We start from the raw sequence: 20080 nt of genomic DNA, 5'->3' as shown, positions 1-20080 counted from the left end.
GCGACGGGCTGTTCCCGGCGAGCGCCCAGCGCGGCCGTTGGCGTAGCGGTGACCGGAGAGCAGCCCGGCAGAGCCCGGCACGCGCGGCAACGCCCGGCGCTACCGGCTCAGATGCAGGAACTGCACGTGGCGCTCGTACTGGCTGATGATGTCGTTGATGATCTGCGCGCGGCTGTAGCCCACCAGGTCATAGTCCTGGCTGCCCTCGTACAGATGCACCTCGGCACGGTAGTAGCGCTGGTTGCGGTTCTGTCGCGCGGCGAAGCTCGGCGTGCGGTAGCCGCTGAGGATCACCCGGTACAGGAAGTCCTGCTGCTCGCCATGGTCGACGGACAACTCCATGTCACCCGACTCGATCCGGGTCTGCACCTTCCAGCCCTGCTCGCGCAGCTGCTCGGCCACCGCGTCCAGCGCCGGTTTCACCTCCTCGTCCATGAACAGATAGACCTGGTCGCGTGCGGGGAACTGGACCGCCTGACCCAGGCGCTGACGCCACCCCTGGTGATGACGGCTGGCACCGACCAGCGGCGAGGCACGGTACTGCTGCGCGCGGCGACGATGACTTTCATCACTGAACGCCCGCATCAGACCCCAGGCCATCAGCAGCAGCACCGCCGAGAACGGCAGTGATGCCAGTACCACCGCCGATTTGAGCGCGTCCATGTTCCCGGCCAGCAGCAGGCCCGAGGTCACCACGGCAATGACCGCGCCCCAGAACACGCGCAGCCACTTGGGACCGTCATCCTCAGGACTTCCGCCATGCGAGGACAGCGTGGACAGTACCACCGCGCCCGAATCGGCCGAGGTCACGAAAAACACGAAGCTGATGAATACCGTCACGCCGATCACCAGGCGGCTCCAGGGATAGCCGTCCAGCAGCGCGTAGAGCACCTCGGGCGGGTTGTCCACCGCCAGGTGCGCCAGCTGCTGCTGCCCGTGGTGCAGCACCTGGTCCAGTGCGCTGTTGCCGAAGATGGACAGCCAGGCGAGGGTGAAACCGAGTGGAATGAAGAGCACGCCGAACACGAACTGGCGGATCGTCCGGCCACGCGAAATGCGCGCGATGAACAGGCCGACGAACGGCGCCCACCCGATCCACCAGGCCCAGTAGAACACCGTCCAGCCGCCCATCCAGCCCGGTGTGCCGCCGTAGGCGTACATGTCAAAGCTCTTGCCGACGACGCTGCCGAGATAATCACCGGCATTCTGCATCAGTGTGGCCAGCAGGTACTGGGTGGGCCCGGCGAACAGCATGAACAGCACCAGCGCGATGGCCAGCACCATGTTGATGTTGGACATCCAGCGCACGCCCTTCTCCACGCCGGAAACCGCCACGATCACCGCAGCTCCCATCATCACCGCGACCAGGATGACCTGCACCACGTGCGCGTGGGGTACGTTGAACAGGTGCGACAGGCCGGCATTGAGATGCAGCACACCAAAACCCATGTCCGCGCCCAGCCCGAACACGGTGGCGACGATCCCCAGCGCGTCCACGGTGTAGCCGATCGGCCCGTTGATGCGGTTGCCGATCAGTGGATACAGCGCCGAGCGCAGGGCCAGCGGCAGGTTGTGGCGATAGGCGAAGTAACCCATGGCCATCGCGGCCAGCGCGAACACGCCCCAGCCATGCAGGCCCCAGTGCAGGAACAGCACCTGCATCGCCTGGCGCGCGCCGGCCTCGCCCGCAGCCGCCCCCCCCTGTGGCGGGTTCATGTAGTGGGTCAGCGGTTCGGACACGCAGAAGAAGAACAGCGTGATGCTGATCCCGGCTGCGAACAGCATCCCGGCCCAGGAGAGATAACTGAACTCCGGCTCGTCATGATCGGCCCCAAGCTTGATGTTGCCGTAGGGCGACAGCGCGGTGATCACGACGAACAGCAGGTACAGCGTCATCGCCAGCAGGTAATACCAGCCGACGTTGGAAGCCGCCCAGTCCTGCGCCTGCATCAGCAGGCGGCCGGCACCAAGCGGGAAAAAACTGACGAAGGTGGCGAACGCCACGACCACGATCGCCGCCAGGGCGAACACGGGTCGGAGAGTGCGCACCGGGTGGGGTTGAGGCTCCAGGGCTTCCATGGACGGCCTTCTCCGGTGTCGATGTGGGGGGAAAGAGCTGCCGGAACATGGCACGCGCGACGTCGAAACGCCATGAAGGACAGTAAGATGCGCCTATCTTCTTCTATCGGTCGATAAACCCGGAAAATAGACCGGGCAATCGCGTCACCCACTCGATCTGCCGCGGATGCGCTGACCCGGCCGCGTTCAGCCGCGCTGACCGCCGTCGGCCAGCGCGAAGTCGATCGCCGCGCACACTGCGGCGACCTGGGCGTCATTGCACTGTTCGGCCGTGGCACGCGGGCTGTCCGGGTAAACCTCGGTCGTGGTGGTGAAGCGCGCGCCGGTGATCGCCGCGCACAGGCCAAGCTGCGCCAGTGGGTAGGCAATCACCCCGTGCGCCAGCACCGGCGAACCAATGATTTCTCCACGCGCGTCGGCAGGCGCGATGTGGGTCACGCGCTCCACGGCGGCAATTACTGCCTGCTGGAAGGCAGGTTGCAGGTTTTCCGTGTCGTCAACCAGATAGAACCCATCGGGAATCGAGCCGGGTTCAAACGCCTTGCCATCGCGTGCGGCGAGTGCCGGCCGGAACTCACTCTCGTCACTGTCGGTGGTTTCGTGCAGGTCGACGTGGGCCACGAACTGGCCCCGCAGCGGCTCCAGCAGTTCCAGCAGCGCGGTGGACTCGCGCGCCGGTCCGTCAGGGCGGAAGTTGCGGTTCGGGTCCACGGCATCGCGGTTCCACCGGTTGATCCGCTCAAAGCCCCAGGGGTTGACGCAGGGCACGACCAGCAGGTTGACGCGGTCTGCATAGTTGGCTGCACGCGTTTCCATGAACTGCAGAGCACCCATCACGCCACTGGTTTCGTAACCATGCACGCCGCCGGTAACAAGCACGGCGGGCAGCGCGGGGTTCCAGTTCCGGCTGCGCAGCGCCACCAGGTCGTAATGATCGTCGTCGTAGTCGAGCGTCCCGTACACGATGCAGTCGAACCGGTCCGCAAGCGCCTGCGCGCGCGGCATCACCAGCACGTCATAGCGGCGAAGACGCTGCTGCCGTGCCCGCCACTGCGCGCGCTCGGCGGCGCCCCAGGGCCGGCCCGCGGTACCGATCGGATAGAAGGAGTTCGCACTCATGGCTGCTCACAGAGGGTCGACAGGCAGTCGATTATCGCCCGGTGCGCTCGCAAACACACCCCTGCACGCCGTCCCGGTGCGCCACCGTTGTCCCTCAGCCGGCGGTTTTTCCTGGCATCACGCGCGGCGTCCCCGGGCTGCCGTCCGTCACCTCGCTACTTTTCTCCGCCCTGACGGGCAGCGTGATGGGTAAACAGGGTTGCTGCCGGGCGGGGGGTCCCTGGTGCGCGCTCTGCGCCTCACGCTCCCAACTCTTGCGCAGCCGCGTCCGCCGCTGCGGTGATGCATAAAGATACGCATTCACCACGTCCAGAAAATGCGTCTGGTCGAGTTGGGTGAGATCGGCAAAATGCATCAACAGTATGACGATGCGCGGATCGAGAGCAGGCGGCACTTCGGAAACCATCGGGCAGCTGTGGCCGATCCACGATAGTCCGCTGCCAGCGGCGTACCATCGGACGGCGCCGAAAAAGCCGTCGCTCAGTCTTCCTTGTCGCCGCGGCGCACACCCCGGGCCAACTGCGATGCCGGCACCAGGCCATGCTTGATTGCATAGTCGAAGATGTCGAGATCTTTCTCGAGATTGAGCTTGCGCATGGCCGATATTTTCTGCGTGCTCACCGTCTTGCGGCTGCGTCGGATGCGATTGGCGATTTCCACCACCTCAAGCCCTTCGGCCACCATGCGCAGCACCTCCGCCTCGCGCCGTGACAGGCCCGGATGTGGCTCGTCGGTCTTCTCCACACCGGCGATGGCGTGTGCAATTTCCGGCGAGATGTAACCCTTGCCCTGATCCGCGGCCAGGATGGCATGGCCGAGAAAATGCCCGGCATCGGTCTTGCTGACGACGCATTTGACCCCTGCATCGAGAATGCCCCCCAACACCACCGGGTTCTCGATGCCGGTAAGCACGACGATCTTCAGCTGCGGGAACCGCCGCTGCAGGAAGGCGAGCAACGTGGCGCCGTCACCGTACTCACCGCCGGGCATCGAGTAGTCAGTGACCACCACCCCCGCCCAGGTGTGCGAGATATGCTGGACCAGCTCGGTGGACCCCGGAAAGACCGCGTCGATCGAAATACCTTCGACGCCCTGCAGGGCGGCCGCCACTCCGGCCAGGACGACCGGATGATCGTCAGCAATCACGACATGAATTGTCATCGTCGGCACGTTCCCCGGAGGCCCATTGATTCAAGCATGCCAGCATCGCTGGAAGCTGGCATATTGTCGTTGGCCAAAGCATACCCCCTTTTTCAGAGAGCACGACCACAATGAGTTCCGCTACTCCGCTCAGGGTCGTCGTCGCCGACGACCATCCGTTCATACGGCTTGGCATCCAGGCCGCGATAGAGGCGCAGCCCACCCTGAAAATCGTGGGAACCGCGTCGGACTCCACCGAGCTGATCGCGCTGCTCGATGAGACCGAATGCGACCTGGTCGTTACCGATTATGCGATGCCCGGTGGCCGCCACGGCGACGGCAGCGAGCTGCTCTCACTGCTGCAGACGCGTTACCCCGACCTCAAGGTGGTGGTGATGACCGGTCTTGACCAGCCGGTGATGATCCTGTCGCTGAGTGCGTTGGGGATCAACCACATCATCAGCAAGGCCGACGACACGTTCCACGTTCCCAAGGCGATCATGGCCGCCCAGGCCAACCGTCGCTACTACTCGCCCAGCATTGCCCAGCTCCTGCCCAGTCGCGGGCCCGTGCGCGCGCCGGCGGTACTGTCTCCGCGCGAGCTCGAAGTCCTGACGCTGTTCGTCTCGGGCAAAGGCGTCAACGAGATTGCCGAGCTGCTCAACCGCCGCAAGCAGACCATCAGCACGCAGAAGGTCAGCGGCATGCGCAAGCTGAGCATCGAGCGTGACGCGGACCTGTTCAAATTCGCCGTCGAACTGGGCCTGCGGGCGGCGCCGGGCAGCGAGGACCCGGCGGCGTAAGCAGCCCGCAGTGATTGAGCTGCATCAGCCCTCTGCGGGCGTCAGGCTGGCCGCATAGCGCTCGATCAGCTCCTCCAGGGCCTGCCCCAGCTGCTCCACGCGTTCGCGGTCGGCCGCGTCGACCACCTCGGTCACCGCTTCACGCAGATTGGCCTCCAGGGCGCTGAAGTGCGCGCCCAACTCACGCTCACCAAGCATCATCAGCACGCCTTTGATCGCGTGAGCACGGTTGAGGAGCCCTGCCCCGTCACGGTCGGCATTGGCCTGGCGCAACCGGGCCAGGTCGTCCCTGGCGCTGGTCACGAAAATACGGCGGACCTTCTCCGGCACCAGCACCATGGCCCGATCGTCGGCGTCATCGGTCCGCGTCGCAGGCGCCGCGTCCGCAGCGGCGACCTGCCCTGGTCCGTGCCCGTGCTCGTGGTCGTCCGCGTCCGCCCGGGGCGGGGCGGCATCGATTGCGGCCCCCTGCCCGACGTCCTGTTCGGCAATCGGGTACGCGTCCTGCTCGTCGGCGAGGTAACGCGTCAACATCCGCTGCAGGGTCGGCAGCCCCAGTGGCTTGAGCAGCAGATCGGTGATGCCGGCTTCCCGGCAGCGCTCGCGCTCGCTGGACAATGCCGTTGCGGTGACCGCGAAGATCGGCAGGTCCGGCGCCTGGCGACGCAGCGCGCGCGCCAGGTCGTAGCCGTTCATGACCGGCATGTTGATATCGGTCAGCACGGCCCGGTGGCGCCCCGGCTGCCAGGCTGTCAGCGCATCGTGACCGTTTTCCGCCAGGTCCACCGCAAACCCGAGCGCTTCCAGCTGCTGCTGTATCAACTCCCGGTTGACCGCGTTGTCCTCCACCAGCAGCAGGCGGCCACGCCGTGCCGCAGTGGACGGCGGCAGCGCCTGCGGCGCGCCCGCGGCGGAGGCCTCCCCCCTGAGTGCCGACAGCAGGGCATCTCCCGCATAGGCCGAAACATGCGTCCCATTGGCGCGCGATTCGGGCGCCAGGGGACCATTGGGATAGGCGCGCACCACGCGCCCGAAACGGGCCGCCAATGCCATCTCGTCCAGCTCGCTCCATGCGCGACGCTCACCGAACAGCAACAGGATGTGCTGCTGAAGGTCGCCGGGGGGCACCTGTTGCGGCTGCTCGTGTACGTTGACCTCCGCGCCCCGGCGTACCAGCCATTGGCCGATCTCGCTGCGCCACTCGGCTGCGGCTGACAGCAGGACCACCTGCAGCCCGGTCAGCGCTCCTCCCGAAGCCGGCGCCGGCGTCGACTCGGCCATGTCCACCGGCACCGACAGCGCGAAGACGCTGCCTACCCCGGCCGTGCTGTCGGCCTGGATGCTGCCACCGAGAAGGCGCGCCAGCTGCTGGCACAGCGCCAGGCCAAGCCCGCTGCCACCATAGCGGCGCGAAATGCTTGCATCGGCCTGCTGGAAGGGCAGGAACAACTGGGCCAGGTGATCTTCACTGAGCCCGATGCCCGAATCAACCACCTGCAGCCGCAGCATCAGGGGACGTTCCAGGGTACCGGGCTGGAGATCGGCGCGGATCACGATGCGCCCGGACTCGGTGAACTTGACCGCATTGCTGACCAGATTGTTGAGAATCTGGCGGATGCGGTGCACATCAGCCACCAGCGGGGCTTCAAGCGCACCATCGACGGCAAAGTAGAGCTTGACCCCCTTGCGCTGCGCCTCGGCCGAATAGAGCAGCGCCGCCTGCTCGATCAGCGGCCGCATTGAAAAGACCACGGGATCGACGTCGAGCTGTCCGGCTTCTATTTTGGAGAAATCCAGTACATCACTGATGATGCCCAGCAACGTATCGGCAGATAGCCGTATGCGTTCAACACGTTCACGCTGGGCCGGAGACATCGGACTGTGAGCAAGCAGCTCCAGGTGGCCCAGGACCCCGTTGAGCGGCGTGCGGATCTCGTGACTCATCGTGGCCACGAACGCGGTTTTCGCGCGACTGGCCGACTCCGCCGCCTCACGCGCCCGCTCTGCGTCCCGACGCGCGGCGAACAGGGTTCGCTCAAGCTCCGCCTGGGCCGTGACATCGCGCAGTGCACACACCCAGACCGCGCGCTCGCGGTAGTTGGCCCGGCTCATCGATACCTGCAGCTGCACCGCGCTGCCGGGTGGCCGCCATTTGAATTCGTGTGCTCCTTCCGGTGCCCGCGCGTCCGTCTGCGCGCAAAGCTGGTCGTAGAGCGTTTCCGAATCGCCCTCCCCGCCTTCGGCCAGCGATTGCGCCAGCTGGTTTTCGACCAGAGGTTGGCGGCTCTCCGAATCGATCAGCACCAGCCCCACCGGCGAGGTGTTGACGATCACCCGGCTCAGTGCTTCGCTCTCATATACGCGCGCAGCGTCAGCCAGTGCCGGTCGGAACACCTTCCGGTCCAGCCGCAGCAGCAACCCCCACAGGGCGAGGCAGCTGGCAAGCGCACCACCAAGCAGCCACGACAACGCCACCGACCTGGCCGCCCAGATATCACGCCAGCCGTAACCGTTGACGATGACCCAGTCCACACCGTTGAGCGGCCCGGCCAGCACCCAGCGCCCGTCGCTGTAGATCCGCCGCGCCTGACCGCCCTGCAGCCCGCTGCTGATGTGCTCCAGCGGGTAGTCCGCGTCGGCAACATAGCCTTTGCTTGCAAACACCTGATGCCCGTCGCGCGTGGTCACCGCGTAACTGCCCTGCGCCGCCGCATCCAACCGCATCTTGATGTTCGCCACCGGTTCGAAGACCACGCGCCGGAAATACGGGCTGCGGCCGTCGGCCATGGTCAGCACGCCTACCAGCGATGGCGTTCCGTCGAACGGATTGTCTGCAAACCGCGACAGCAGACGCCCGCCTTCGATCGCACTGGACACCGGACCGCGCCCGGGCAGCTGCGTGCGGGCCAGGCTCTCACCGGCCATCAGCGCAGCGAAGACACCGTCACGATCCTTGACCCCCAAAGCCGCGAACAGCTGGCGTTCGTCGGTTACACCGCCGACGGCCAGCAGACGTCCCTGGGGCTCATAGGCATACATGCCCATCGGTCCCGGCGCGCCGAGCGCCGCCACGGCGCTGGCAGTGAACGTCGAGTACTGATCGAGCATGCCCAGATAAGCCGCCAGTGTGGAGCGTTCCAGCGTGTCGGGGTCGCGCGTCAACACCAGCCACGGAACAGCCTGTGGGTCGGCCCGCACTACCACGGCACCGCCTCCCTGCACCAGCGGCGTGAGCCAGCGCTGGCCCTGCTGTTCCAGGAGCGGCCGATAGTCCATCCACAGCGTATCGTTGCCGTTGACGCTGCTGGCGTACGCGCGATCGCGCACATGCAGGTAATAGTTGACGGCTGACTGCGCTTCAACGAAACGGCGGCGGCTGTCGGTGTGGAAGTCGGCGATGATGGACCAGGCACTGACGGCGGCAACAGCCACGAACAGCAGGCTCACCAGCCCGCCGCCGCCCAGCAGCAACCGGCGCTGCGAGCGCCGCAGCTGGCTCACAGGTTGCCTGCCCGCACCTGTGGCGGCGTGCACCCGGGGGTAGGCGTCCATGCGGGGTCCTTTTGAACGAAGGGGGGCATGGCGCAATCTAGCCGATCATGCGGGCAATGGTCACGTCAGGACCGGTATCGGCCTCTTCGCCGGGGCCCGTAGCGATCAGCGCATCGAGCAACGACTGCCCGGCATAGCAGGACACCCACCACTGGCCGTCGCGGAACAGCGCGCGTAGCGGTGCATCCGCGCGCACACGGAAGACCGGGCCAGCGTGGCCGAGCCCTGGCTGGTGCGGCCGCGGTGGTCCATCCACCGGCAGATTGCGCTCGAACACCACCACGGCTGTGGCCTCGGGCAGGTCGAGTGTTGCGACCTGGGACAGCTGCTCGGTCGTGTAGACCGTCGCCCCCCATCGCCGCAGCCTGCGCGCCAGTTCTTCACGCCACGTAATGACCGCCGACACCAGCACCACCTGGCGACCAACGAGAGGCCGCAGCGGCTCGCGGACGGCACCTGTCTGCGCCCGGACTTCAAAGGAGAACACGCTGCCGACGCCCGGGGTGCTGCGCACATCGATGCTGCCGCCCATCAATTCGCACAACTGGCGGCATACCGACAGCCCCAGACCGGTGCCGCCGAAGCGGCTGCCGATGGAAGCATCGGCCTGCATGAACGGCTGGAACAGACGCTGCTGCTGAAGGTCGGTCAGGCCGATGCCCGAGTCGGCGACTTCAAAACGCAGGCCAGCGATCTTCCGGGCAGGCAGCAGGCGGATCTCCACGCGACCAGACTGGGTGAACTTCACCGCATTGCTCACCAGGTTGCGCAGTACCTGCTCGATACGTGCCACGGCACCGCTGTAGCGGGAGGCCAGCTCGCCATCGACGATGAAATCCAGATCCACGCCCTTGGCCAGCGCCAGCGGCGAGTACAGCAGCGCGACCCGTTCGATCAGACTGACAGGATCAAAGCCCACCGCATCTATGCCGAGCTGTCCCGATTCAATGCGCGAGACGTCAAGCACGTCGTTGACGATCAGCAGCAAGGAGTCCGCCGACTGGTTGATCCGGTTCAGCCGGACCTTCTGTTCCGGGTCCAGGCGGGAACGACCAAGAAGCTCGAGATGGCCGAGGATCCCATGCAGGGGCGTACGGATTTCGTGGCTCATCGTCGCCAGGAACCGCGACTTTGCCTCATTGGCCGCCTCTGCTTCCCCGCGCAGTCGCGCCTGCTCGGCTTCCAGCTCGACCCGTGCGGTCAGATCCTGCAGCGCGCACAGCAGCACCTGCCGCCCGCCGAACTCGGCCTGCTTGGCGCCCACCAGCAGGTGACGCATGGACTGCTGACCTGCCGTTGGATCGCCATGGGACAGCTCGAACTCGCGGATTTCCGCCAGCTGGCCGTTGGCCGGCGCGGCCAGATAGCTGCTGATCAATGCCGGGTACAACGCCAGCCCTGCCTCTGCAGCCGCAGCCGCATGGCGATGGGCCAGGGCGTTCTGGATCACCGGGGTGGCATCTGACATGTCGAGCAGGCACAAGCCGATGGGCGTCAGTTCAATAAGCGAGCGGCTCAGCTGTTCGCTCGCATAGATCTGGCCGGCATGCGCGGCAGCCGGGGCGAAAACACGCCGGTCGATCCACAGCAACAGCAGCCACAGGCTGACCATCAGCACCGCCCAGATACCCAGGCCGAGCAGCCACAGCGAATGCCCTCCGAACAGCACCTCTCGCCAGCCGAAGGTGCTCAGCACGGTCCAGTCGCTGCCCTGGACCAGCGTCGCCAGGTACATCTGGCCGTGCCGCCAGTAGTGGGTGACCCGGCCGTAGGCGTGGGTCCAGACACCCGCATCATGCAGCGCACCGGCCAACGCGGCCGGCTGCGGCTGATCAGAGCCGAACACAACATGTCCACTGGGCGCGACCACCAGCATCTGTCCCCCCACGTCGTGGAGCAGGGATTGACCCGGCTGCCAGGTGGGCTCAAAACTGACGAAATGCCCCAGCAGCTGGTTGCCGGTATGAACCGGGTAGCTGCTGACCAAAGCCGGCTCACCGGTGAGCGGATGGGGGGCGTACCCCAGCCGCGCCACCTCGTGGCCGCCCAGCGGATGCAGGGAGGAAACGGTGTCGCTGGGCAGCACGGGTGGATTGAGGTTGGCGTAGGCCCGCAGGCGCACGAACCAGGCTTCGCGCTGCGCAGCATCAAGCCCTTGCGAGGCCACGGCAGCCTCCATGCCCGGATTGAGCACCGCAAAGCGGCCGCTGGTATCGAGGAAATAGCCCACACTGCCCTGGGAGACCACACCACCGGTGTAGGCCAGCCGCGAAACGGCCGACAGCAAGCGCGCCAGCGCCAGATAGCGGCGCAGCTGCGCCGGCTGCCAGTCATCGAGATTCTCGCCGATCACCGTCAGCGGCGTGCTGCTCGCATCGTGTTCGATCTGCAGACGTTGCCCAGCCGCCTTGAAGGCGGCAAGATCGGCCCGGGCGGTCGCCTGTTCGCTGGCAAGCCGGTGTTCCCAGACAAACTCGGTCATGTTGGACAGCCGCGCCTGGCTGGACTCGCGTTCGGCCAGATGAGCCTGCAGCGCATCACGGGCCCGAACCAGCTCCTGGACACGCTGGTCGCGGAACGCATTGACATGCTGCACAGCCGCCACCGACAGAGCGCACAGCAGCAAGGTGCTGACCAGCACACCGGCGGTGTACAACAGGCGACGCGGATGCGTGCGCAGGGCACGCAGGCTGCCTGCCGGGTCGACGGCGCGACCGCTGCAGCGGGGCAACGCTTCCACAATGCGGTCCAACGTGCGGTTCATGACGGCCGGTACGGTCAGCGACAAGGGCAGCAGTCCCGTGCCGGCACAAGCCATCGTCGGAAGGCGTCATCGGGGATCTGCTCGATCAACACGGTATTGGGACGCGGCCTAACGCCGAATCGGACGCGGCTGAATGTCCTGCACCCGCCGCTCATTGGCAGGCGGCGTTCACCCTGTCGTTCCAGGCGCGCTGCATCAGCAGATCGGGCGCACGTCGTCGCTGCGCCAGCGCCCGGTCGCGCTGATGGCGGACACGATCGCAACGTTGCGGGTCGCGCTCCAGCCGGATCAGCGCCGCGCGTGCGGCACGGCCAGCTCGCGGGGCACGTCGGTCACGCAATGGCGGGTTCCCGGACGCTGCGGTCGGCTCCTCCGCCGTGCCGTGATCGCCGGGAAGTCCGCGCCACTGCTGCAGCCAACCGGGGCTGCAGGGCTGGTCCTGGTGGACCACCTGGCCGCCCGACTGGCAGCGATAGACGGCTGCATCGCTCGCACCGGCTGCAGCCAGAGCGGTCGCCACCAGGCACATCACCAGCGCACGGTGCAGGACAAGGCTTGCTGCCATATGGCACATACCGGCTCCCCGTCCCAGGACGCTCCCATCCACCCCCATCCTGCGGTATGGCTGCGGCAGGCAGGAGGGGGGCGCACCGGTCACGCCGGTCGGTCCAGTCCAGCCTGCTCTGTCAGCGTTTGAAGCCGGCCGCCGGGTGCGTACCGCAGTCACTGCATCTGTGTGACCGCTGGCAGTATCACGATCCATGCAGTGCGTTGCGGTGATCGGCATGCGACGCGCGGGTTACCATTGCATCCTGTTTCTGCCGTAGACCTGCATGGCTCCGTCCAATCGTTCCGATCCACGCAACAGCGGGAGTGGCAGCGGCCCTGCCGGGACTGCCGGGCTGCCGGTGGCAGCCGAGCTGCTGCGCGAACGCCTGCTGACCAGCACGAGTGCCACTGCCACGCTGGAACAGTGGTGTGCCGAGCACCGCTTCGACGAGGACGGCAGCCTGCGAGCGGTGCGCCTGCACACGCAGCGGCCTGCGCCGCCGGCGGTGCGCCAGGCGCTGGCTGTCGAGGCAGGCGAGGCCCTTGCCTACCGCCGGGTGCAGCTGACATGCGGTCAGCGTGTGCTGTCCGAAGCAGATAACTGGTATCGGCCCGCGCTGCTCAGTGCGGCCATGATCCGGGCGCTCGATGGCAGCCAGACGCCGTTCGGCCGTGTGGTGACGACACTGGGTTTCGTGCGCCAGACCCTGCGCGAGCAGCTGATGTGGCCGCCTCAGCGCGGCGACGACGGACAGGATGTGCTGCTTGAAGTCCGCGCGCTGCTGCGCGACCGCCACCAGCGGCCTTTCAGCTATGTGGTGGAGCGCTATCTGCCGCAGGTCCTGCCCTGACGGTGCCCAGCCTGGACGCGCGACAGCGGCCACAGTGGTAAGGTGCAGCTCTCTACCGTCAGGACGCTGCTCATGCGCCGCATGCCCCAACTGCTGTTGCTGCCCCTGTCTGCTGCGGCGTTGATTGCCGGCTGCGTGAGCACGCCCGGTCCCCAGGTGCAGGGCAGCGGCCGCTGTGATGCCAGCGGGCTGGCCTGGGCTGTAGGCCAGAAGGCTGACGAAGCGACGATGCGCCGGCTTTCGCGCGAAAGTGGCGCCGGCCTGGTCAATCCAATAGGTCCGGCGACCATCACCACCCGTGACCTGCGCCAGGACCGGCTACGCGTCTTCGTTGACAAGGACAACGTGATCACCGCCGCGCGCTGCGAGTAAGGCCGGCCCGGTCCTCGAGGGTCGGCCTCAGGCCTGCACCAGGCAGTGGCGCCCGATATCGGCGATGCGCCGCGCGCCGGTCAGCGTCATCGCCACACGCATTTCCCTGGCGACCAGGTCGAGCAGATTGGCCACCCCGGCCTGGCCATGGGTGGCCAGCGCATAGACGAAGGCACGGCCCAGCAGCACCGTATCGGCACCGAGGGCGAGCATGCGCACGACGTCCAGGCCATTGCGGATGCCCGAGTCCACCAGGATCTTCAGATCACCCTGCACCGCATCGGCGATCTGCGGCAGCGCCCGCGCGGTGGACAGCACGCCGTCGAGCTGGCGCCCGCCATGGTTGGACACCACGATCCCGTCGGCGCCGAAGCTGACCGCATCGCGCGCATCCTCGGCATCCAGAATGCCCTTGATGACCATCGGCCCTTTCCAGAAAGCGCGGATCCACTCCAGGTCCTTCCAGCTGATCGAAGGATCGAAATTGCTGCCGAGCCAGCCGATGTAGTCGGCCAGCCCGGTGGGATGACCGCGGTAAACCGAAATATTGCCCAGATCATGCGGCTTGCCCCGCACGCCGACATCCCACGCCCAACGGGCGTGGGTCAGCGCCTGGCCGAACCGGCGCAGCGCGGCGCGCGGTCCGCTCATGCCCGAATGGGCATCCCGGTAGCGGGCGCCAGGCACCGGCATGTCCACCGTGAACACCAGCGTGCTCACCCCTGCCGCCTGCGCTCGTTCGAGCGCATTGCGCATGAAACCACGGTCACGCAGCACATAGAGCTGGAACCACATCGGCTGCTGCAGCGCAGGCGCAACTTCCTCGATGGCACAGACCGAGACCGTGGACAGGGTAAAGGGAACCCCGCGGCTGTCGGCAGCACGCGCAGCCTGCAGCTCCCCGCGCCGTGCATACATGCCGGTCAGGCCCACCGGCGCCAGCGCGACGGGCATCGCCAGCGGCTGACCAAACAGCTCGGTCTCCAGACTGAGCTCGCCCATGTCACGCAGGACGCGCTGACGCAGGGCGATGGCAGCCAGGTCCGCCTCGTTGCGACGCAGCGTGTGCTCGGCGTACGCACCCCCATCGATGTAATGGAACAGAAAGGGCGGCAGACGCCGCTGGGCGGCGGTCCGGTAATCGCTCGAGGCGGAGATGATCATGGGGCAACCGTAGAGGAAGAATCGCGCCAAGGGACCCCATCATCACCCATGTGCGCTCGCGCCACTACAAGCGGCGCTCTATCCGCCGCATCAGGGTCAGCACCATCACGCACAGCAGGCACACCCCGAATGCCAGCACGTACTTGCCGATGCCGACCGCTATGCCGATCGCCGAGGCCATGATCAGTGAACTTGCCGTGGTCAGGCCGCTGACCTCACCGTCGCGGCTGCCGCGCAGGATCGTCCCGGCGGCAACAAAGCCGACGCACGCCACGACCGCTTCGATCAGACGCACCGGGTCGACCTGCATCAGGTCGCGGTAGCGCTCCTGCTGGAAATGCTCGGCCACCGAGTCACCGAGGCCGACAATCAGCGCGGCTGCGCCGGCGATCAGCATGTGGGTGCGCAGCCCGGCCGCGTGCTTGCCCATCTCCCGCTCTATGCCCAGCACCGCCCCGAACAGCATGGCAGCGGCAACGCGCAGCAGAATCGAAACATCCGCACTGAGTTCCATGTCAGTCCCCGATCAAGTCAGCAGAGGCTGGCGCGGTGTCCGTGCGCGAGCCGTGAAGGCCCGCCACGGCTCCCTGGCAGTGCCAGGTCCAGTCCGGCACCGGCAGCGCCACGCACTGCGCTCACACGGCCAGGTAACCGCCGTCGATGGCGTAGTAAGTGCCGGTGGCGAACGAGGCATCGTCGCTGGCCAGCCAGGCGACCAGGGCGGCCACCTCCTCGGGCGTACCCAGGCGACCCAGGGCATGCTTTGCCTGCAGCGCGTCGCGCGCCGCCGGGTCCATCTTCTCCACCAGCGGGGTACGGATGAACCCCGGTCCCACCGCATTGATGCGTATGCCGTCGCGGGCATGCTCCCATGCGGCGGTCTGGGTGAGCCCGACCACGCCGTGCTTGGCGGCCGCATAGGCGGGCGACTGCGGGAAGCCAACCTGGCCCAGTATCGAGGCCATGTTGATGATGCTGCCGCCCTTGCCGGCCGTGCGCATCGCCTGGATCTGCGCGCGCTGGCAAAGAAAAACACTGTTGAGGTTCACATCGATCACCCGCTTCCAGCCGTCGACCGGATAATCGCCACTGCTGGCGCCCGGCCCGCCGATACCGGCATTGTTGACGCCGATATCAAGGCCGCCCAGTTCGTCGACCGTACGCGTGACGGCCGCTTCCACTGCCTGCGGGTCGGTGACATCCAGCGCAACGCCGATTGCCGTAGCGCCATCGGACTGCAGGGCGGCCACGGTGGCATCCACCGCATCCTGCTTCAGATCCCACACCGATACCTTCGCCCCCGAGGCGGCCAGCGCGCGCGCCACCGCCAGGCCGATGCCGGATACGCCGCCGGTCACGATGGCCACGCGGCCGTTGAGCTGGTAGTCAAGCATGAGGAGCACTCCTGTTGGTTACGGCCGCGACCATCGCGGCGCTGCCTCCAGCGTAGGCCGGTGCGTGTCATGAAAATGCAAGCGCTGCCGTACGCAACGCTGGTGATCTGCGAGCTGGTAGGTGACGACCGTTGGTCGTCACGCGCTGGCCGCGCAGCCCTGCGTTGGTAGCGCCGGGCTCTGCCCGGCGAGCGCGCAACGCTTCTTCTCACCACCACAACGCCGCAACCACACCGACCGGTGCAGTCTGTACCCCTCCCCACCCTGCCAGGCCTGTGCATGACCTCCGAAACCGCCACCCTTTTTTCCGCAACGCGCATCGGCGCAATTCCCGTGGCCAACCGCATCGCGATGGCGCCATTGACCCGCAACCGCGCACAGCCCGACAGAACCCCCTCGCCGCTGGCGGCGACCTACTACGCGCAACGCGCCAGCGCGGGTCTGCTGATCGCCGAGGCAACCCAGATCAGCCCGCTCGGCCAGGGCTACCTGGATACCCCCGGCATCTACAGTCCCGAACAGATTGCCGGCTGGCGCGAAGTCACCACGCAGGTGCATGCGCGGGGCGGCCGGATCGTGCTGCAGTTGTGGCATGTCGGACGCATCTCCCATACCAGCCTGCTGCCGCAGGGAGAGGTGCCGGTTGCCCCCAGCGCGCTGCCCGCCAAGGCCAAAACCTTCACCGCCCAAGGCTTCGAAGACGTATCGGCGCCACGCGCGCTTGCACTTGAGGAGATTCCGGCCCTGATCGAGGACTACCGGCGGGCCGCGCGCAACGCGATCGAGGCCGGTTTCGATGGCGTGGAGGTGCACGCTGCCAATGGTTATCTGATCGACCAGTTCCTGCGCGATGGCAGCAACAAGCGGCAGGATGCCTACGGTGGCAGCATCGAAAACCGCTGTCGCCTGCTGCTGGAGGTGGTCTCCGCCGTGGCCGGGGCGATCGGTCCGGAGCGGACCGGCGTGCGTCTGTCGCCGACCACGCCGGCCAACGATGCGCATGACAGTGATCCTCAGCCGCTGTTCCGCCACGCCGTGCAGCAGCTCGACCGGATCGACGGACTGGCGTTCATCCACGTCATCGAAGGCGCTACCGGCGGTGACCGCGACAACCTGCCCTTCGACTACCCGGCCCTGCGCGCGCTGTTCCGCGGCGCGTGGATCGCCAACAACGGCTACGATCGCGAGCGCGCCGAAGCAGCAGTCGAGTCGGGTTATGCGGACATGGTGGCCTTCGGCCGCGCCTTCATCGCCAACCCCGACCTGGTCGAGCGCCTGCACCAGGGCATCGCGCTGGCCGAGGTCGACCAGGACACGCTGTACGGCGGTGGGGCTCACGGCTACACCGATTACCCCAGCGCTACCTGAGCGCACGCACGCCCGGGAGCCGGGCGATGCCCGGCTCCCGGCGCGATCAGCGCAGCACCTGTCCGGTGAGCTGCACATCCACGGTCTGCAGCGGTTCGGCCGCGTTGCGCGACAGCTGCACCTGGTAGGTGCCAGCGGCGATCGTCCACTGGCGTACCTGCGCGTCGAAGCTGGCAAGCGTCTTCGGCTCGGCCTCGATCCGGATGCGGCGCTGCTCGCCAGGCTGCAAGGTCACCTTCTCAAAGCCGATCAGCCGGATCGGCGTCTGGCTGCCCGCCGGCAGCTTCAGGTACAGCTGGGCCACATCGGCACCGGCGCGCGCGCCGGCGTTGCGGATGTCCACGCTGGCTACCAGTCGCCCACCGTCCACGTTCACCGTCAGGTTCTGGTACTCGAACCGGGTATAGGACAGGCCATGGCCAAACGCAAAGGTGGGCTTCAGGCGGTTGGCCTCGGCCCACTTGTACCCCACGTTCGCACCCTCGATGTCGAAATCGAAGACATCGTTGAACGCCTTTTTCGGGTTGAAACCCAGGCCGTCGATGTGTGGACGCGGCAACTGCGATTCATCGCTCACCCAGGTCACCGGCAGACGTCCGGACGGGTTGGCCTGACCGGTCAACAGCGCGGCGATGCCCTCCGCGCCGCGGATGCCGGGGTACCACGCCTGCAGCAAGGCCGGCACCTGGTTCAACCACGGGGTACGCACCGGCCCATTGGTTTCCAGCACCACCACGGTCTTCGCGTTGGCCTGCGCCACGGCGGCAATCAGCGCGTCCTGCTGGTCGGGCAGTTGCATGTCGGGAAGGTCGACCGACTCTGCGGCCCACTGGGTGGCAAACACGATGGCCACGTCGGCCGCTGCGGCCGCCTTGGCAGCGGCCACCCGGTCGGTACCGCTGACAAAATCGATCTGCGCGTCCGGGCGCGCTGCCCGCAGCGCTTCCAGTGGCGAGGACGGATGGAAGATCACCGGACCGGGCCAGGTGGTCGGCATCACGCCCGGCACTGCGTTTGTCCCCTTCGCGGTCACGCCCACCATCGAGGATCCACCACCGCCGATCACGCCCTTGTCGGCATGGCCGCCGATGATGACGATGCGCTTGACCGACGGGTCCAGCGGCAGCACGTTGCCCTCGTTGCGCAGCAGTACGCTGCCTTCCTCGACGGTCCGCTGGGCGCTGGCGTAACCGGCGTCCACGTCGATTGGCTGGTGCTGCGGCGGGTTGTCGAAGTTGCCGTGCAGGATCATTGTCCGCAGGATGCGCAGCACCATGTCATCGCGCCGCGCCATCGGCACGACTCCGGCCGCCACGGCCATCTTCAGCGGTTCGTCGAAGAACACCGCCGCGTCGAAGACCTCGCCGGCAGACTGCTGGTCGAGCCCGGCCAGCGCAGCCTTGGAACCGCTGTGCACACCACCCCAGTCACTCATCACGAAACCGGGGAACTTCCACTCCTGCTTGAGCACCTCGTTCATCAGGTAGCCGTTTTCACAGCCGTAGGTGCCGTTGATCTTGTTGTACGAGCACATCGCCACACCGGGGCGTCCAGCCTCGATGGCGATCTCGAATGCCAGCAGATCCGACTCACGCATTGCCTGCTCGCCGATACGGACGTCGTGGAAGTTGCGCCGGGTTTCCATGTCGTTGAGCGCGAAGTGCTTCATCGAGGAAATCACATGCTCGCTCTGCACGCCGCGGATCACCGCACCTACCATCACGCCTGCCAGCAAGGGGTCCTCACCGGCGTATTCGAAGTTGCGCCCGTTGCGTGGGTCGCGCTGCAGATTCACGCTGCCCGAAAGCAGAATGTTGAAGCGCTGCTGCCAGGCCTCGCGCCCCATCGTGGCACCGCCGGCGAAGGCCAGTTCCGGGTTCCAGGTCGCTGCCGTGGACGGGCCGGACGGCATTGCGGTGGCGAAGTCCCCGGGCCGGATGCCACCCGGGTTGGTCACACCGACACCGGCGTCGGCCGACTGCTGCGAGGGAATACCCAGACGCGGCACGCCCGGCACGAAGCCGGCCGATCCCACCGCGCCCTCCGGCAACGGACCGCCATCCTTGCCCAGCCCGAAGTAGCTGTGCAGCATCTGGAACTTCTCGTCCTCGGTCATCTGCGCCAGCAGGAGAGCGGCGCGCGCGTCGGCATTGAGCGACGTATCCATCCATGGCCGCTCCTGTTTTGCCTCGTCCGCATAGGCGAACTGCTGCAGGGTCGCCGGCAGGCCTGCGACCTTGACCTTGCGGCTGCTGCGCGCACTGAAGCCATCACTGGCGACGGCGCCCTCCTGCTGCCAGCCTGCAACCGCCGCAGCCGGCAGTCCGATGGCCACCGCCGGTGCAGCCAGCCGCGATGCCTTGACCAGCTGGGCCACAGCTTCCTGCGACGGGTTCTCGGCAGCAGCGTAGACAGCGACCACGTGGCGATCGTCGGCAACGCGGAGGTAGGCCTGACCGGCCTGCTCGGTGCCCGACTCCAGCTGCACCGGCACACGGCTGAGCAGCACCTGCCCGCGGGTGCTGCCATCGGACTCCGGTGCCGCAGCGATGAAGCGGTAGCCATAACCGAGCTGATCGGCCAGGGTCTGCAGCGGATCCACCTGGTCCGCTGCACGTGCAACCCCGGGGACGCTGATCACGTCCGCCCCCAGCACCGGGAGCTGGCTCGCCAGCCCGGACACGTCGGAGGCTGATGGCGCACGCTGCAACTGCAGAAGCGAGAATGCCGCCGGATCGGCAGCGGAGGCCTGGGCGGCCAGCGACAGGAGGATGGCCGAGGCCAGCAGGCGGGGCTTTGTAATCGTTTTCATCGGCACGCGTAAAAAAACCGGAATCAGACCACATCCGGAAATGCCGCCGAAGGGAGCAGCGTCATGCGCGGGCGCGCCACCACAGTGGCGTGCCCGCGCGGCAGGTCCGGGCA

Annotated in this window: 15 protein-coding genes; 4 read left to right on the top strand and 11 right to left on the bottom strand. The window is 66.9% G+C overall.

All coding sequences use genetic code 11. The features are described from left to right. Window positions 1–99 precede the first annotated feature (99 nt). The 4 genes from betT to RZA67_RS07380 all read right to left on the bottom strand — a co-directional run bounded on the left by betT (window position 100) and on the right by RZA67_RS07380 (window position 4359). Window positions 100–2079 (bottom strand): choline BCCT transporter BetT, encoded by a 1980-nt coding sequence (betT, locus tag RZA67_RS07395; protein ID WP_317212048.1) that lies wholly within the window; start codon window positions 2077–2079, stop codon window positions 100–102. Window positions 2080–2265: 186 nt separating this feature from the next. Next, window positions 2266–3198 (bottom strand): M14 family metallocarboxypeptidase, encoded by a 933-nt coding sequence (locus RZA67_RS07390; RefSeq protein WP_317212046.1) that lies wholly within the window; start codon window positions 3196–3198, stop codon window positions 2266–2268. Window positions 3199–3292: 94 nt separating this feature from the next. Then, window positions 3293–3604, bottom strand: a complete 312-nt coding sequence (locus RZA67_RS07385; RefSeq protein WP_317212045.1) for a hypothetical protein — start codon at window positions 3602–3604, stop codon at window positions 3293–3295. Between the two features lie 74 nt (window positions 3605–3678). Next, entirely contained in the window at window positions 3679–4359 is a 681-nt protein-coding gene (locus RZA67_RS07380; RefSeq protein ID WP_317213938.1) for a response regulator, read from the bottom strand. A 110-nt stretch (window positions 4360–4469) separates the two neighbouring features. Here RZA67_RS07380 and RZA67_RS07375 point away from each other — a divergent pair, with 110 nt between their 5' ends. Continuing rightward, window positions 4470–5141, top strand: coding sequence for a response regulator transcription factor (locus RZA67_RS07375; RefSeq protein WP_317212044.1), 672 nt, complete (start codon window positions 4470–4472; stop codon window positions 5139–5141). Between the two features lie 24 nt (window positions 5142–5165). Here RZA67_RS07375 and RZA67_RS07370 read toward each other — a convergent pair whose 3' ends face one another. The 3 genes from RZA67_RS07370 to RZA67_RS07360 form a co-directional block, all read right to left on the bottom strand. Next, window positions 5166–8693 carry an ATP-binding protein gene (locus tag RZA67_RS07370; protein ID WP_317212043.1) on the bottom strand — a complete coding sequence of 1176 codons (3528 nt, stop codon included), beginning with the start codon at window positions 8691–8693 and terminating at the stop codon, window positions 5166–5168. 37 nt (window positions 8694–8730) lie between these two features. Then, window positions 8731–11457, bottom strand: coding sequence for an ATP-binding protein (locus RZA67_RS07365; protein ID WP_317212041.1), 2727 nt, complete (start codon window positions 11455–11457; stop codon window positions 8731–8733). A gap of 151 nt (window positions 11458–11608) precedes the next feature. Then, the gene (locus RZA67_RS07360) at window positions 11609–12022 is read right to left on the bottom strand and encodes a hypothetical protein (protein WP_317212040.1); all 414 of its coding nucleotides are present in this window, start codon (window positions 12020–12022) and stop codon (window positions 11609–11611) included. Window positions 12023–12290: 268 nt separating this feature from the next. On the opposite strand from RZA67_RS07360, the gene RZA67_RS07355 reads away from it, so the two are divergent. Next, window positions 12291–12857 (top strand): hypothetical protein, encoded by a 567-nt coding sequence (locus RZA67_RS07355; RefSeq protein WP_317212039.1) that lies wholly within the window; start codon window positions 12291–12293, stop codon window positions 12855–12857. Between the two features lie 72 nt (window positions 12858–12929). Then, on the top strand, window positions 12930–13229 hold the full coding sequence (locus RZA67_RS07350; RefSeq protein WP_317212038.1) for an I78 family peptidase inhibitor: 300 nt from the start codon (window positions 12930–12932) through the stop codon (window positions 13227–13229). A 27-nt stretch (window positions 13230–13256) separates the two neighbouring features. Here the strand turns inward: RZA67_RS07350 and lldD are convergent, their stop codons facing one another. The 3 genes from lldD to RZA67_RS07335 all read right to left on the bottom strand — a co-directional run bounded on the left by lldD (window position 13257) and on the right by RZA67_RS07335 (window position 15787). Next, the gene (lldD, locus tag RZA67_RS07345; protein WP_317212037.1) at window positions 13257–14393 is read right to left on the bottom strand and encodes an FMN-dependent L-lactate dehydrogenase LldD; all 1137 of its coding nucleotides are present in this window, start codon (window positions 14391–14393) and stop codon (window positions 13257–13259) included. Between the two features lie 64 nt (window positions 14394–14457). Further along, the gene (locus tag RZA67_RS07340) at window positions 14458–14907 is read right to left on the bottom strand and encodes an MgtC/SapB family protein (protein WP_317212036.1); all 450 of its coding nucleotides are present in this window, start codon (window positions 14905–14907) and stop codon (window positions 14458–14460) included. 121 nt (window positions 14908–15028) lie between these two features. Next, window positions 15029–15787, bottom strand: coding sequence for an SDR family NAD(P)-dependent oxidoreductase (locus RZA67_RS07335; RefSeq protein ID WP_317212035.1), 759 nt, complete (start codon window positions 15785–15787; stop codon window positions 15029–15031). Window positions 15788–16066: 279 nt separating this feature from the next. Between RZA67_RS07335 and RZA67_RS07330 the strand changes: the two genes are divergently transcribed. After that, window positions 16067–17155: an alkene reductase gene (locus RZA67_RS07330; RefSeq protein WP_317212034.1), complete on the top strand. Its 1089-nt coding sequence runs from the start codon at window positions 16067–16069 to the stop codon at window positions 17153–17155. 46 nt (window positions 17156–17201) lie between these two features. Here RZA67_RS07330 and RZA67_RS07325 read toward each other — a convergent pair whose 3' ends face one another. Continuing rightward, window positions 17202–19967, bottom strand: a complete 2766-nt coding sequence (locus RZA67_RS07325) for a beta-glucosidase (RefSeq protein ID WP_317212033.1) — start codon at window positions 19965–19967, stop codon at window positions 17202–17204. Between the last annotated feature and the right edge of the window lie 113 nt (window positions 19968–20080).

This window comes from Stenotrophomonas sp. C3(2023) (assembly GCF_032911385.1).
GTDB lineage: Bacteria > Pseudomonadota > Gammaproteobacteria > Xanthomonadales > Xanthomonadaceae > Stenotrophomonas.
The sequence above is the reverse complement of the archived record's forward strand: the minus strand, read 5'-3'. Positions and strand labels throughout refer to the sequence as shown.

Bases quoted from the DNA above. Each gene is read 5' to 3' on its own strand.
- betT (WP_317212048.1), bottom strand. From the start codon at position 2,079: ATGGAAGCCCTGGAGCCTCAACCCCACCCGGTGCGCACTCTCCGACCC.
- RZA67_RS07390 (WP_317212046.1), bottom strand. From the start codon at position 3,198: ATGAGTGCGAACTCCTTCTATCCGATCGGTACCGCGGGCCGGCCCTGG.
- RZA67_RS07385 (WP_317212045.1), bottom strand. From the start codon at position 3,604: ATGGTTTCCGAAGTGCCGCCTGCTCTCGATCCGCGCATCGTCATACTG.
- RZA67_RS07380 (WP_317213938.1), bottom strand. From the start codon at position 4,359: ATGACAATTCATGTCGTGATTGCTGACGATCATCCGGTCGTCCTGGCC.
- RZA67_RS07375 (WP_317212044.1), top strand. From the start codon at position 4,470: ATGAGTTCCGCTACTCCGCTCAGGGTCGTCGTCGCCGACGACCATCCG.
- RZA67_RS07370 (WP_317212043.1), bottom strand. From the start codon at position 8,693: ATGGACGCCTACCCCCGGGTGCACGCCGCCACAGGTGCGGGCAGGCAA.
- RZA67_RS07365 (WP_317212041.1), bottom strand. From the start codon at position 11,457: ATGAACCGCACGTTGGACCGCATTGTGGAAGCGTTGCCCCGCTGCAGC.
- RZA67_RS07360 (WP_317212040.1), bottom strand. From the start codon at position 12,022: ATGGCAGCAAGCCTTGTCCTGCACCGTGCGCTGGTGATGTGCCTGGTG.
- RZA67_RS07355 (WP_317212039.1), top strand. From the start codon at position 12,291: ATGGCTCCGTCCAATCGTTCCGATCCACGCAACAGCGGGAGTGGCAGC.
- RZA67_RS07350 (WP_317212038.1), top strand. From the start codon at position 12,930: ATGCGCCGCATGCCCCAACTGCTGTTGCTGCCCCTGTCTGCTGCGGCG.
- lldD (WP_317212037.1), bottom strand. From the start codon at position 14,393: ATGATCATCTCCGCCTCGAGCGATTACCGGACCGCCGCCCAGCGGCGT.
- RZA67_RS07340 (WP_317212036.1), bottom strand. From the start codon at position 14,907: ATGGAACTCAGTGCGGATGTTTCGATTCTGCTGCGCGTTGCCGCTGCC.
- RZA67_RS07335 (WP_317212035.1), bottom strand. From the start codon at position 15,787: ATGCTTGACTACCAGCTCAACGGCCGCGTGGCCATCGTGACCGGCGGC.
- RZA67_RS07330 (WP_317212034.1), top strand. From the start codon at position 16,067: ATGACCTCCGAAACCGCCACCCTTTTTTCCGCAACGCGCATCGGCGCA.
- RZA67_RS07325 (WP_317212033.1), bottom strand. From the start codon at position 19,967: ATGAAAACGATTACAAAGCCCCGCCTGCTGGCCTCGGCCATCCTCCTG.